Origin of the sequence: Caenimonas koreensis DSM 17982, from assembly GCF_009646335.1 — a bacterium.
GTDB lineage: Bacteria > Pseudomonadota > Gammaproteobacteria > Burkholderiales > Burkholderiaceae_C > Ramlibacter > Ramlibacter koreensis.
The window spans coordinates 41859-55826 of sequence record NZ_WJBU01000020.1 but is presented as its reverse complement, the minus strand read 5'-3'; the positions used below and the strand labels follow the sequence as shown (position 1 = coordinate 55826).

The 13968-nt window shown below is 62.9% G+C and carries 12 protein-coding genes; 6 read left to right on the top strand and 6 right to left on the bottom strand.

The window, feature by feature from the left end; translation table 11 throughout:
- Window positions 1–10: 10 nt before the first annotated feature.
- The 4 genes from GHT07_RS17950 to GHT07_RS17935 form a co-directional block, all read right to left on the bottom strand.
- The gene (locus GHT07_RS17950) at window positions 11–745 is read right to left on the bottom strand and encodes an ABC transporter ATP-binding protein (RefSeq protein ID WP_153586477.1); all 735 of its coding nucleotides are present in this window, start codon (window positions 743–745) and stop codon (window positions 11–13) included.
- Window positions 742–2562 (bottom strand): branched-chain amino acid ABC transporter ATP-binding protein/permease, encoded by a 1821-nt coding sequence (locus GHT07_RS17945; protein WP_153586476.1) that lies wholly within the window; start codon window positions 2560–2562, stop codon window positions 742–744. Before GHT07_RS17945 ends, GHT07_RS17950 begins: the two co-directional genes overlap by 4 nt.
- Window positions 2559–3614 carry a branched-chain amino acid ABC transporter permease gene (locus GHT07_RS17940; RefSeq protein ID WP_153586475.1) on the bottom strand — a complete coding sequence of 352 codons (1056 nt, stop codon included), beginning with the start codon at window positions 3612–3614 and terminating at the stop codon, window positions 2559–2561. The genes GHT07_RS17945 and GHT07_RS17940 overlap by 4 nt, the downstream gene beginning before the upstream one ends.
- Before the next feature lie 90 nt (window positions 3615–3704).
- Window positions 3705–4853, bottom strand: coding sequence for an ABC transporter substrate-binding protein (locus GHT07_RS17935; RefSeq protein ID WP_153586474.1), 1149 nt, complete (start codon window positions 4851–4853; stop codon window positions 3705–3707).
- A 249-nt stretch (window positions 4854–5102) separates the two neighbouring features.
- Between GHT07_RS17935 and GHT07_RS17930 the strand changes: the two genes are divergently transcribed.
- From GHT07_RS17930 to GHT07_RS17915, 4 genes are all read left to right on the top strand, one after another.
- Window positions 5103–5852 carry an electron transfer flavoprotein subunit beta/FixA family protein gene (locus tag GHT07_RS17930; protein WP_153586473.1) on the top strand — a complete coding sequence of 250 codons (750 nt, stop codon included), beginning with the start codon at window positions 5103–5105 and terminating at the stop codon, window positions 5850–5852.
- A gap of 1 nt (window position 5853) precedes the next feature.
- Entirely contained in the window at window positions 5854–6786 is a 933-nt protein-coding gene (locus GHT07_RS17925) for an electron transfer flavoprotein subunit alpha/FixB family protein (RefSeq protein ID WP_153586472.1), read from the top strand.
- Window positions 6787–6876: 90 nt separating this feature from the next.
- Entirely contained in the window at window positions 6877–8667 is a 1791-nt protein-coding gene (locus GHT07_RS17920) for an acyl-CoA dehydrogenase (RefSeq protein WP_153586471.1), read from the top strand.
- Between the two features lie 20 nt (window positions 8668–8687).
- Window positions 8688–9650, top strand: coding sequence for an NAD(P)H-dependent flavin oxidoreductase (locus GHT07_RS17915; protein ID WP_153586470.1), 963 nt, complete (start codon window positions 8688–8690; stop codon window positions 9648–9650).
- Window positions 9651–10072: 422 nt separating this feature from the next.
- On the opposite strand, the gene GHT07_RS17910 is transcribed toward GHT07_RS17915, so the two are convergent.
- On the bottom strand, window positions 10073–11086 hold the full coding sequence (locus GHT07_RS17910; protein ID WP_153586469.1) for a cytochrome d ubiquinol oxidase subunit II: 1014 nt from the start codon (window positions 11084–11086) through the stop codon (window positions 10073–10075).
- A 13-nt stretch (window positions 11087–11099) separates the two neighbouring features.
- On the bottom strand, window positions 11100–12497 hold the full coding sequence (locus tag GHT07_RS17905; protein WP_153586468.1) for a cytochrome ubiquinol oxidase subunit I: 1398 nt from the start codon (window positions 12495–12497) through the stop codon (window positions 11100–11102).
- Between the two features lie 110 nt (window positions 12498–12607).
- Between GHT07_RS17905 and GHT07_RS17900 the strand changes: the two genes are divergently transcribed.
- Both GHT07_RS17900 and GHT07_RS17895 read left to right on the top strand, forming a co-directional pair.
- The gene (locus GHT07_RS17900; protein ID WP_153586467.1) at window positions 12608–13696 is read left to right on the top strand and encodes a PA0069 family radical SAM protein; all 1089 of its coding nucleotides are present in this window, start codon (window positions 12608–12610) and stop codon (window positions 13694–13696) included.
- A 54-nt stretch (window positions 13697–13750) separates the two neighbouring features.
- A complete protein-coding gene (locus GHT07_RS17895) occupies window positions 13751–13936 on the top strand; it encodes a hypothetical protein (RefSeq protein ID WP_153586466.1) in 186 nt (61 codons plus the stop codon).
- Window positions 13937–13968: the final 32 nt, after the last annotated feature.

The following is a 13968-nucleotide window of genomic DNA, read 5'->3' as shown; positions in this document are numbered from 1 at the left end:
CCGGGCAGGCTCATTCAGCGCGTTGTCCGCCCAAACCCAGATACGTGTTCACCACGCGCGGGTCGTTCGTCAAGTCCGTCGCCGGGCCTTCGAGCGTGATGCGCCCCGTCTCCAGCACGTAACCATAGTCAGCCACCTGCAGTGCGGCGCGCGCGTTCTGCTCCACCAGCAAAATCGCAACGCCGCTCTCGCGCAGCGCCGAGATGATGTGGAAGATCTCGCGCACCACCAGCGGTGCGAGACCCAGGCTGGGTTCATCGAGCATCAACACGCGCGGCCTGGCCATCAGTGCGCGGCCAATGGCGAGCATCTGTCGCTCACCACCTGATAGCGTCCCGGCCAGTTGCTTGCGCCGCTCTTCCAGCCGCGGGAACAGGCGAAACACTTCGGCGCGCATTGCGTCGGCGTTGCTCGCGCGGCCCTTGAGCTTCACGTAGGCGCCGAGCAGCAGGTTGTCTTCGACGGTCATCGTCGCGAACAGCTCGCGCTTTTCGGGCACGAGGCTCATGCCGTCGGCCACGCGCGAGGCGATGGTTCCTTTTTCGACATGACCGTCGAACCACACCTCACCGCTTGCGGCAGGCAGCACGCCCATGATCGCGTTGAGCAGCGTTGATTTGCCCGCGCCGTTCGGCCCGATCACGGTAGCGATGCGGCCGGGCTCCACGTGAATCGCGGCGTCGTGCACAGCGCGCACCTTGCCGTAGTCCACGCACAGGTTCTTGACTTCGAGGATGGCGCTCATTCCACGCCCCCCAGGTACGCTTCGATCACTGCAGGGTTGTTGCGCACGGCTTCCGGCAGCCCATGCACGATGCGGGTGCCGAAGTCCATCACCACCAGCCGGTCGACCAGGCCCATCACGAATTCCATGTCGTGTTCCACCAGCAAGATGCTCACGCCTTGCGAGCGCAAATCGCGCAGCAGTGCGGCCAGCGCAAGTTTTTCCTGGTGACGCAGACCCGCAGCCGGTTCGTCGAGCAGCAGCACCACCGGGTCGCCAGCGAGCGCACGCGCAATTTCAAGCAGCCGCTGCTGGCCGAGCGCGAGGCTGCCCGCTTCACGCAGCGCATCAGCGCCGAGCCCCACGCGGTCGAGTTGCGCCTGTGCTTCGGCAAAGATCGATGCTTCCTCGATGCGGTTCGCACGCATCACACCCGCCATCCACCCGCGATGGCCGCGCAGGTGCGCGCCGATAGCAACGTTCTCGATCACGCTCATCGCCGGCAGCAGCCGCACATGCTGGAAGGTGCGCGCCATGCCCGCTCGTGCCAGTGCGCGTGACGTCTTGCCGTCGATGCGCTCACCCGCGAAGTGCACTTCGCCCGAAGTCAGCGGCAGCACGCCACTGACGAGGTTGAACATCGTGCTCTTGCCTGCGCCGTTCGGGCCGATCAGCCCGAGGATTTCGCCGGCATTCACGCTGAAGCTCACGTCGTTCACCGCGACCAGCCCGCCGAACGTCTTGCGTGCACTGCGCACATCGAGCACCGTGCTGCCCGCCGCGGCTTGCGGCCTGCGTGGCAGCGGCTGTGCGAGCTGTGCGTTCTGCAGGCCAATCGGTGCGGGCAGTTGCGGATGTTCGCCAGTCGCTGTGCCGCGCTTGAACATGCCCACCACGCGCAGCACCATCGGCCACAGGCCACCGGGCGCGCGTTGCAGCAGCAAGATGAGCAACATGCCCGACACGATCACTTCGAAGTTGCCGCTCTGGCCCAGCAGCTTCGGCAGGATGTTCTGCAGCCAGTCGCCCAGGATCGTCATGAGCGCGGCGCCCGCGAGCGCGCCCCACACGTAGCCCGCACCGCCGACGACGGCCATGAAGAGGTAGGTGATGCCTGCGTTCAGGCCGAAGGGCGTCGGGTTCACAGCGCGTTGCAGGTGCGCATAGAGCCAGCCCGACAGGCCCGCGAGCACGGCAGCCAGGACGAAAGCGAGGAGCTTTGTGCGAGCCGTGTTCACGCCGCATGACTCGGCCATCACCAGACCGCCGCGTAGCGCGCGGATGGCGCGGCCCGTGCGCGAGTCGAGCAGGTTGAGCACGGCGAGCACCGCCAGCGCCACGATCACCCAGATCAGCAGGTACAGGTTGCGCCCGCTTTGCAGCTCCACGCCCAGAAAGTTGATCGGCGGAATGCCCGTGATGCCATCGAATTTTTTCAGCAGTTCGAGGTTGCCAAAGAGATAGAACAGCGACAGGCCCCATGCAATGGTGCCCAGCGGCAGGTAGTGGCCCGACAGGCGCATCGTGATCGCCCCCAGCGCACCGGCAGCCAGCACGACGAGCGCGATGCCTGCGACCAGCCCCACCCACGGCGAGCCTCCGTATTGCGTGGTGACGAGCGCGCTGGCATACGCGCCAAGGCCGACAAAGGCCGCCTGCCCGAATGACGTCATACCTGCAATGCCAGTGAGCAGCACAAGGCCCAGCGCGACCAGGCTGTAGAGCCCGATGTAGTTGGCCAGCGTGATCCAGAACTCGGGCACCGGCAGGAACACAGCCGTGCACATGACAGCGAGCCAGATCGCGACGCCGAGGCGCTGGGGGCGAAGGCGCGTCATGACTCGTCGTCCTCCAGCAGCGTGTGGCTCGTGAACGAGCGCCACACCAGCACTGGCACGATCAGCGTGAACACCAGCACTTCCTTGTAGGCACTGGCTTCGAACGAGGCATACGCTTCGAGCAGGCCCACCAGCAGCGCGCCGCCAGCGGCGACGGGGTAGCTCGCCAGCCCGCCGATGATTGCGCCGACGAAGCCCTTCAGGCCGATGAGAAAGCCCGAGTCGTAATACAGTGTGGTGATCGGCCCGATGAGGATGCCCGAGAACGCGCCGATCACGCCCGCGAGCAGGAAGGCGAGCCGGCCCGAGCGCGCGACTTCAATGCCGACAAGACTTGCGCCGAGCCTGTTCACGGCCGTGGCGCGCAAGGCCTTGCCCGCCACCGTGTTGCCGAAGAAGACCGACAGCGCCGCCATGATCACGATGGACGCCGCGATGACCGACAGCCCCTGGCCCGTCAACGTGAGCGGCCCGACCGCAAAGCGCGCTTCCGAGAAGGCCGCAGAACGCACGCCTTCCGCGCCGAACATCACCAGGCCCAGGCCGAGCATCACGAAGTGCGCTGCGACTGAAACGATGAGCAGCACCAGCACACTGGCATGCGCGAGCGGCTCGAACGCGAGGCGATAGAGCATCGGCCCCAGCGGCGCGACCACAGCGAGCGTCAATGCAATCTGCCCCGCCAGCCCGATTTGCTGCAGCGGCAGGAGTTGGATGGTGGCCAGCACCACCGCAGGCCACACGAGATTGGTGAGCGCGGATTGCGCCAGCACTTTGGGCGAGACGGCGTCACCGCGACGCGCCACAAACTGCCACATGTCAATGGCGAACACCGCCACGCCCATCGCCAGCAGCAGCCAGCCGGTCGCAGGCCGCTGGCCACTTTGCATCGCTGCAATCGTCAGGGCGCCGTACGCCACGAGCTCGCCCTGCGGAATGAAGATGACGCGGGTGACGGCAAAGACCAGCACAAGCCCCACGGCGAGCATGGCGTACACCGCGCCGGTCGTGATGCCGTCCTGCGCGAGGATGAGAGCGATCGAGAAGTCCAAGGCAGTCCGGGCGAAAGATCAGGGGCGAAAAATCAGGGGCGAAAAAATGGGCGCTGCGTTGCGGCAGCGCCCACAGCATATGTCACGAACTTACTGCGCGAGCTTCCATGTGCCGTTTTCGATCTTCACCATCACGCGTGCGCGCTGGTCGAAGCCCATGTGGTCCGTCTTGCTCATGTTCATCACGCCGTGCGTCGTCACGAGTTCCTTCGTGCCTTCGATGGCATCGCGCAGCGCCTTGCGGAATTCCTTGGTGCCGGGCTGGGCTGTCTTGAGTGCGATAGGCACTGCGTACTGCAGCATCAGGTAAGTATTCCAGGCGTGTGCCGAGAACGAGTTGGCGCTGCCCGGCGGGTACTTGGAGTCGTGCAGCTTGATCAGCTCCATCGACACCTTCTTGATCGGGTTGCTGTCGGGCAACTGCTTGGCGACCACAAACGGGCCAGCAGGCAGGAACGAGCCTTCGAGGTCTTTGCCGCCCACGCGCAGGAAGTCGTCGTTGATCACGCCGTCAGTGAAGTAGATCTTGCCCTTGTAGCCGCGCTCCTTGAGCGTCTTGGCGGGCAGGGCGGCGGGCGTGCCAGAGGCGGCGATCATGATCGCGTCGGGGTTGGCTGCCATCAGCTTGAGCACCTGGCCCGTCACGCTCGTGTCAGAGCGGGCATAGCGCTCCTGCGCCACCACGTTGAGCTTGCGCGCGCCGGTGAGCTTGCCGAATTCGGTCATCACGCCTTCGCCGTAGGCGTCGTTGAAGCCGATGAGGCCCACGCTCTTGACGCCGTTGTCGGCCATGTGGGCCGACATGGCGGTCATCATGTGCGCGTCGTTCTGCGGCGTCTTGAACACCCAGTACTTCTTCGCGTCCACCGGATCGACGATGCGCAGCGACGAGGCGATGGCGATCATCGGTGTTTCGGATTCGGCGGCGACGTCCACCATGGCCAGGCTGTTCGGCGTGATGGATGAGCCGAGGATGATGTCCACCTTGTCTTCGGAGACGAACTTGCGCGTGTTGCGCACGGCAGCCACGGGGTCGGATGCGTCGTCGAGAACGATGAACTCCACCTTCTTGCCGGCGATCTCGCGCGGCATGATCGCGAACACGTTCTTCTCCGGAATGCCCAGCGAAGCAGCGGGGCCAGTGGTCGACACCGTAACGCCCACCTTGATTTGCGCCATGACGGCGGGGGCTGCGAGGGCCAGGCCCAGGGCCGAGGCCAACAACACCTTCTTGAACATCGGGAACTCCTTGGAAATTGCTGCTCTGCACTATAGGGCGCGCAGGGGCTGCACCCGTCATGGCTTTCCCGAGTTTTTGCAAATGGGGTGCGCGTGAAATGTCATCTGCCCGACAGACCTCGCCGGCCCGTGCCCGCTTGCCTATAATCCAAAATCGAACGGTCGTTCTTTTTTCGGTCCGCATGCCGGGGCGACCTAGAATTCCAGCTTACGTCAACGTCAATTCCCTTAGATCCAGGAGCCAGCAGCATGAAGGTCCTCGTACCGGTCAAACGCGTGGTCGACTACAACGTGAAAGTCCGAGTGAAATCGGATGGCACGGGTGTCGATATCGCCAACGTGAAGATGAGCATGAACCCCTTTGACGAGATCGCTGTCGAAGAGGCCGTGCGCCTGAAGGAAAAGGGCGTTGTCACCGAGGTGATCGCTGTGTCGTGCGGTGTCACGCAATGCCAGGAAACGCTGCGCACGGCCATGGCCATTGGTGCAGACCGCGCCATCCTCGTTGAATGCGTCGATGAGCTGCAGCCGCTGACGGTGGCCAAGCTGCTCAAGGCGATTGTCGACAAGGAACAACCCGGCCTCGTGATCCTGGGCAAGCAGGCCATCGACGATGACTGCAACCAGACGGGCCAGATGCTCGCCGCGCTGTGCGACCTGCCGCAGGCCACGTTTGCCTCCAAGGTTGAAGTGGTGGACGGCAAGGCCCGCGTCACGCGCGAAGTCGATGGTGGCCTGGAGACCGTGTCGATCACGCTGCCCGCGATCATCACCACTGACCTTCGCCTGAACGAGCCGCGTTACGTCACGCTGCCCAACATCATGAAGGCCAAGAAAAAGCAGATGGACACCTTCAAGCCCGCTGACCTGGGCGTTGAAGTCAAGCCCCACCTCAAGACGCTGAAAGTGTCCGAGCCGCCCAAGCGCTCGGCTGGTATCAAGGTGCCAGATGTCGCGACTCTGGTGGCGAAGCTCAAGAATGAAGCGAAGGTGATTTGAGATGACCGCACTCGTAATTGCAGAACACGACAACGCCACCATCAAGGGCGCGACGCTCAACACCGTGACAGCCGCTGCGCAATGCGGTGGCGATGTGCACGTGCTGGTCGCAGGCCACAACGCCGGTGAAGCGGCCAAGGCAGCAGCGCAGATTGCAGGCGTGAGCAAAGTCATCCATGCCGAAGGCGAGCACTTCGCGCACGGCCTGGCAGAGAACATCGCAGCGCAAGTGCTGGCATTGGCAGGCAGCTATTCGCACATCCTGTTCCCGGCAACGGCCAGCGGCAAGAACGTGGCGCCGCGCGTGGCAGCCAAGCTCGATGTGGGCCAGATCAGCGACGTGACGAAGATCGACAGCGCCGACACGTTCGAGCGCCCCATCTACGCCGGCAACGCCATCGCCACGGTGCAGAGCCTGGACGACAAGAAGGTCATCACCGTTCGCACGACGGGTTTTGATCCGGCAGCGGCCGCAGGTGGCGCAGCTGCCATCGAAGCAGCCACGGCAGTTGCAGACAGCGGCAAGAGCCACTTCGAAGGCAACGAGATCGCCAAGAACGACCGCCCCGAACTCACCGCCGCGAAGATCATCGTGTCGGGTGGCCGCGCGCTCGGCTCCAGCGAGAAGTTCAATGAAGTGATGACGCCGCTGGCCGACAAGCTGGGCGCCGCACTCGGTGCTTCACGCGCTGCGGTCGATGCAGGCTACGCACCGAACGACTGGCAAGTGGGCCAGACGGGCAAGATCGTCGCGCCGCAGCTGTACATCGCAGCGGGTATTTCAGGCGCCATCCAGCACCTGGCCGGCATGAAGGATTCGAAAGTGATCGTCGCGATCAACAAGGACCCCGAAGCGCCGATTTTCTCGGTGGCAGATTACGGCCTGGAAGCCGATCTGTTCACCGCGATTCCCGAGCTGATCAAAGCCTTGTGAGGTTGGGCGTTGGGCGTTCGGCGTTGAGCGAATTCCCGGCGTTCCTTCTTCTCGCGCTCAACGCTCAACGCCTAACGCTCGACCTAAAAGATGACCTATAAAGCTCCGCTCAAAGACATGCTCTTCGACATTCGCCATCTGGCGGGCATCGATGAGATCGCGAAGATCCCCGGCTTTGAAGAAGCCGGCTTCGACACGGCGCAAGCCGTGCTTGAAGAGTGTGCGAAATTCAATGAGGGCGTGGTCGCGCCGCTGAATGTGGACGGCGACCGTAATCCGTCGAGCTGGAAAGCCGGCGTGGTCACGACAACGCCGGGCTTCAAGGAAGCGTTCAAGCAATACGCCGAAGGTGGCTGGCAGGGCCTGCAGCATCCGACGGATTTCGGCGGCCAGGGCTTGCCGAAAACCATCGGCGCTGCATGCGGCGAAATTCTCAACTCGGCCAACCTGAGCTTCGCGCTGTGCCCGCTGCTGACCGATGGCGCCATTGAAGCGTTGCTCACCGCAGGCTCGGATGACCTGAAGGCGACGTATCTTGAAAACCTCGTGTCCGGCAAGTGGACTGGCACGATGAACCTGACGGAGCCGCAGGCAGGCTCTGACCTGGCGATGGTGCGCACACGCGCCGAGCCGCAACCCGATGGCACGTACAAGATCTTCGGCACGAAGATCTTTATCACGTATGGCGAGCACGACATGGCCGAGAACATCGTGCACCTGGTGCTCGCTCGCGTTGTGGGTGCGCCTGAAGGCGTCAAGGGCATCAGCCTGTTCGTAGTGCCGAAGTTCATGGTCAACGGTGATGGCTCGCTCGGTGCGCGCAACGACGTGCATTGCGTGAGCATCGAACACAAGCTGGGCATCAAGGCATCGCCCACGGCGGTGCTGCAGTTCGGCGATCACGGCGGCGGCGTGGGCTACCTCGTCGGCCAGGAAAATCGCGGCCTCGAATACATGTTCATCATGATGAACGCTGCGCGTTTTGCGGTGGGCGTGCAGGGCATTGCAGTAGCAGAGCGCGCTTATCAAAAGGCCGTGGGCTACGCGAAAGACCGTGTGCAATCACGCCCGGTGGATGGCTCGATCAGCGCCAGCGCGCCGATCATTCACCACCCCGACGTCAAGCGCATGTTGATGACGATGCGCGCCTACACCGAAGGCTGCCGTGCGATGGCAACGGTGGCTGCATCGGCCTACGACGCGGCGCACCACCATCCTGATGCTGACGTGCGCAAGCAGAACCAGTCGTTCTACGAATTCATGGTGCCGCTCGTGAAGGGCTACAGCACCGAGATGAGCCTGGAAGTCACCTCGCTGGGCGTGCAGGTGCACGGCGGCATGGGCTTTATTGAAGAGACGGGCGCGGCGCAGCATTACCGCGACGCAAAGATCCTCACGATCTACGAAGGCACCACTGCCATCCAGGCGAACGACCTCGTGGGCCGCAAGACGGCGCGCGATGGTGGGCAGGTGGCCAAGGCGATTGCTGCGCAGATCGAAAAGACCGAAGGCGAATTGTCCAAGCGCGACAGCGCCGCGGCCAAAGCCGTCGCGAAGAAGCTCACGGCGGCGCGCCAGGCTTTCCTCGATGTCGTCGACTTCATCGCAGGCAACTCCAAGACATCGCCGAATGCGGCGTTTGCCGGCTCGGTGCCTTACCTCATGCTCGCGGGCAACGTCGTAGCAGGCTGGCAGCTGGCGCGCTCGCTCATGGCGGCTGAAGACCTCGCCGCCAGCGGTGAAGACAAGGCCTTCATGGAAGCGAAGGTTGCGACCGCGCGCTTTTATGCAGAGCACATCCTGGCGAAGGCGCCGGGCACACGCGACGCTATCGTCGATGGCGCAGGCAGCGTCACCGCGCTGGCTATCGAAGCTTTCTGATCAACTCCGGAAATCAACCCATGTCACGTCTGCCTCCCGCGCTGAGCAAGCTCCCGTTTCCCGTCATTGGTTCGCCGCTTTTCATCATCAGCAACCCCAAGCTCGTGATCGAGCAGTGCAAGGCGGGTGTTGTGGGCTCCATGCCCGCGTTGAATGCACGGCCTGCCGCGCAGCTTGACGAATGGCTGCACGAAATCACCGAGACGCTCGCTGCGTACGACAAGGCGAACCCGGACAACCCGTCGGCGCCGTTCGCCATCAACCAGATCGTGCACAAGAGCAATGACCGGCTCGAGCACGACATGGAGATGGTCGTCAAATACAAGGTGCCGATCATCATCACGTCGCTGGGCGCTCGCTCTGATGTGAACGAGGCGATCCATAGCTACGGCGGCGTTGTGCTGCACGACATCATCAACAACTTCTTCGCCAAGAAGGCGATTGAAAAGGGCGCTGACGGCCTGATCGCCGTGGCTGCTGGTGCTGGTGGCCACGCCGGCGTGAAGAGCCCGTTTGCGCTGGTGCAGGAAATCCGCACGTGGTTCGATGGCCCGCTTGCACTCAGCGGCTCGATCTCGACGGGTGGCGCCGTGCTCGCAGCGCAAGCGATGGGCGCTGACTTTGCGTACATCGGCTCTGCGTTTATCGCCACGAACGAAGCGCGCGCCAGCGATGCGTACAAGCAGGCGATTGTCGATTGCAACTCTGACGACATCGTTTATTCCAGCCTCTTCACGGGCGTGCACGGCAACTACCTGCGCCCGAGCATCGTGGCCGCGGGCATGGACCCTGATCATTTGCCCGAGGGCGATGTCAAGACCATGAACTTCGCGGGTGCCGATGGCAGCAAGGCGAAGGCCTGGAAGGACATCTGGGGTTGCGGCCAGGGTATTGGCGCCGTCACTGAGGTCACCAGTACCGCAGCCTACGTCGCCAAGCTCAAGCGTGAGTACGCTGAGGCTCGGGCGCGGTTGAGTCTGTAGCCTTTTTTTGGGCGCTGCTGTTTGGGGCGCTGAACTTTCGGGGGTGTGCTGCGGAGGCCGGGTGGCCTTTTCCCTCCGTGTCATTCCGCCGGCCACGAGGCCGGGCTCCCTTCTTTACCTGCGGGAAAAGGCCACCCGGCCTCCGCAGCACGCACGCAGCGGTGGGTGATTTACTCGGTCATCACCCGCGCGGGCGACATTTGCTCAGTGAGGTCGAACTCGGCAATCACGGGCCGAGCGCACTCCAACGGGCGCGTCCGATTTCACTGAGAAAACAGCCACCGCTCTGTCCAGTGACGTGGCTTGCGGATGGCCGGTTCACGCAGGTAAAGAAGGGAGCTCGCCCATAGGGCGGCGGAATGACACGGAGTGAACCGGCCATCCGCAAGCCGCGTCACGACCCCGAACGACGGCGCCGCGAATCAAGACCCAGAACCCATACCGTAGGTCAACTCAGTCGCCTTCCCCCAGAACACGCGGTACATGAAGATCGTGTACACGATGATCACGGGCAGGGTGATCGCAACGCCGACGAAGATCACGAAGAGCGACTCAGTGGCGCTGGCGGCTTGCCAGACCGTCAGGCGGTCGATCACGATGTACGGATACATGCTGTAGGTCAGGCCGAGAAACGCCAGGATGAAAATCATGACGGTGCTGGCGAAGACGATCCATCCGTAACCTGCGGCGACGATCTTCGGTTTGCGCAGCACTTCGAATGTGGCGAAGAACGCGACGGCGCAGGCCACCGGAATCGGCAGCAGGCCAATCAACTGCGGCAGCGCGAACCAGCGATCGAACACCGTTTGGCTGATCAGGGGTGTTGCCATCGAGATACCGACGAGCGCCAGGCCCATCGGCCACAACACCTTGCGCGCCCACGCTGCGGACTTCGCTTGCAGCTCGTCGCCCGTTTTCATGATGAGCCAGCCGGCGCCGAGCATGGCGTAAGCCGTGGGGAGCGTCAGCGCGATGCCTGCGCTGAAGGCGAGCGCAATCGCGTCATCGCCAAAGCCCGTGAGAAAGCTGCCGAGCATCCAGCCTTGCGCCATGGAGGTGATGAGCGAGCCGAGCGCAAAGAGTTTGTTCCACCGGCCCTTGTGGGCGTCACGCGCCTTCACGCGGAAGTCGAACGACACGCCGCGCAGGATGAGGCCGATCAACATCACGGCGACGGGCAGATAAAGTGACGACAGCACGATGCTGTGCGCCATTGGAAAGGCGATCAGCAACACGCCGATTCCCAGCACCAGCCAGGTTTCATTCGCGTCCCAGAAGGGGCCGATGCTCGAGACCATCACGTCTTTTTCCGTGTCGCTTGCAAACGGCAGCAGGATGCCGACGCCCAGGTCGTAGCCGTCGAGGATCACATACGCGAGCAGCGACAGGCCCATCACGGCCATGAAGAAGAGCGGCAGGGCGGTTTCCCAGTTCATCGTCGCTGCTCCTTCACGCCGGGCCGCTGATCGGCTCAGCGGGTTGCGGGCTTTGCGGTGACGCGACAGCAGGCGCTTGCGCCGGGTGTTGCGCCATGTGCATCAGCACCAGCACATACGACACCAGCAGGAACACATAGACCAGCAAATACGCGATGAGTGTGGAAAGCACCATGCCCGCAGGATGGTCCGCGACCATGTCTGCCGTGCGATATAGGCCGTACACGATGAAGGGCTGGCGGCCGACCTCCGTCACATACCAGCCCGAGAGTGTGGACACCCAGCCCGAGAACGTCATGGCCGACAGCGCGATGAGCATCTTGCGCGGATACACCGCCATGCGGCCCGACCCCAGCGCTGCGCGATGCGCGCGCCACAGCGACCACGCGGCCCACCACGACACGAGCAGCATCAGCACGCCCACGCCTACCATCACACGGAAGCTCCAGAAGACAGGTGCCACGGGTGGATGCGCATTGGGGAATTCTTCAAGCCCCTTGATCTCGGCGTCGATGTCGTGCGCGAGGATGAGGCTGGCAAGCCCCGGCACCTGGATCGCGTAGTCAGTGCGGCGTTCCTCTTCATTGGGCCAGCCGAAGAGCGTGAGCGGTGCGCCCTTCTCGGTCTGCCAGATGCCTTCGATCGCGGCGATCTTGGCGGGCTGGTGCTCCAGCGTGTTCAGGCCGTGCATGTCGCCCGCGATGATCTGCAGCGGAATGGCAATCGCCGCTGCAACCACGCCCGCTCGCAGCGCGCGCCGTGTGCCTTCATTGGCTGTGTTGCGAAGCAGCTGCCATGCGGACAGGCCTGCAATCAGGAATGCAGCCGTGAGTGTCGAGGCGAGCAGCTTGTGCACCAGCCGGTACGGAAACGATGGATTGAAAACGACATCAAACCAGTTCGTTGCGTGGACCTTGCCGTTGATGATTTCGTAGCCGGCGGGCGTTTGCATCCACGAGTTCAGGCTGAGGATCCAGAAGGCCGACATCGTGGTGCCGATCGCGACCATGAGCGTGGCGACGAGATGAACGCGGTCTGACACGCGGCCCCGGCCGAACAGCATGATGCCGAGGAAGGTTGCTTCGAGGAAGAACGCCGTGAGCACTTCATAGCCGAGCAGCGGGCCGGCGATGTTGCCGGTTTTCTCCATGTAGCCGGGCCAGTTCGTGCCGAACTGGAAACTCATCGTCACGCCGGACACGACGCCTAGCGCAAACGTGAGCGCGAAAACTTTGGTCCAGAGGTAATAGGCCTCTTCCCAGCCTTTGGAATCCTTCGTTCCGTATGCGGCGGAGTGTCGCAACCGGAAGTAGACGAGGAACCAGCAGAGCGCGATGTTGATCGTCGGAAAGAGGATGTGGAAACTGATATTTGCAGCGAACTGAAGTCGCGAGAGCAGGAGCGGATCCATGGCGTGGAGACTACCACCCGCGCAAAGACAACAAGGGCAACAGTGGCCTTGATTGCGGTGATCGGCCCCGAGGTGCATACTGTATGGATGAACAGTAGTGACAGCCACTGATGAGCGAGGTGCACATACCCCTGGCAGCGATCAAGGGCCGCGGCGCAGCGACTCAGCTCGCGCATCGTTTCGAACGCGATGCGCGCGAGGCATTTGACGATGGATGGACCACGCTCGATGAGGGCCAGGCCGAGCATCGCGAGCCGCTGCGCACCGAAGTGATCTGGGAGAACGCGCGCAGCGTGATCACCAGCAACGAGTCGCCTGATGTGTACTTCGAGCGGTCTGTCAATCCGTATCGCGGCTGCGAGCATGGCTGCATCTATTGCTACGCGCGGCCTTCGCACAGCTACCTCAACATGTCGCCCGGCCTCGACTTCGAAACAAAGATCGTCGCCAAGCGAAACATCGCCTCCGTGCTCAGGCATGAGCTGTCGAAGAAGCACTATGAGCCTAAGCTCATCGCCATCGGCACGGTGACGGACTGCTACCAACCCATCGAGCGTGAACTGCGCCTCACACGCGCCGTGATCGAGCTGATGCATGAGACGAATCACTGCTTTGGCCTCGTCACGAAGTCGAGCGGTGTTGAGCGCGACCTGGACCTCATCGCGCCCATGGCTGCAAAGGGGCTTGCTTCGGTGAGCGTGACCATCACATCGCTCGACGCGGAATTGACGCGCAAGCTGGAGCCGCGCGCCGCAGCGCCGCATCGAAGGCTGCGTACCTTGCGCACGCTCACCGAGAACGGCGTGCCCACGGCGGTGAGCCTTGCGCCGCAGATCCCCTTCCTCACCGAAGACATGGAGCAAGTGCTCGAAGCCGCATGGGACGCCGGTGCGCGCAGCGCGTTCTATCACGTCATTCGCCTGCCCTGGGAGGTGAGCCCGCTCTTCAAACAATGGCTGGAGGTGCATTACCCGCAACGCGCCGCGCGTGTGATGGCGCGCATCCACGACATGCGCGGCGGCAAAGACTACGACGCCGATTTCGCGACGCGCATGAAAGGCGCAGGCCCATGGGCCGAGCTGATCGGCCAGCGCTTTAGAAAGGCGTGCGAGCGAATCGGCTTCAACAGGAAGCACATCGTGTTCGATACGTCGCAATTTCGCCCGCCGGGGATGCAGGGGCAGGGGATGCTTTTTTAGTCGCGCTCGCTTGATCTAATGTTGTCAGTTGAGATCGCAAAGCTGGAGGAATGCATGAAGAACAAGAAGCAAACGAAGGTGACGAAAGAGAAGGCCGGACCTGTTGCGCCGAAAAAGCGGGTGAAGGTCGGCGAGGCAATCGCAGCGCTGGCCCGCGGCGCTCGGCTAACTGACCGCGATCTCGAAATCATGAATCGGGCTCGTACATCAGAGCCCGTCATTCCCATGAGGTTCGACTGATTCGCAATTCGTTGGGGTAGCAAATCCGTGTG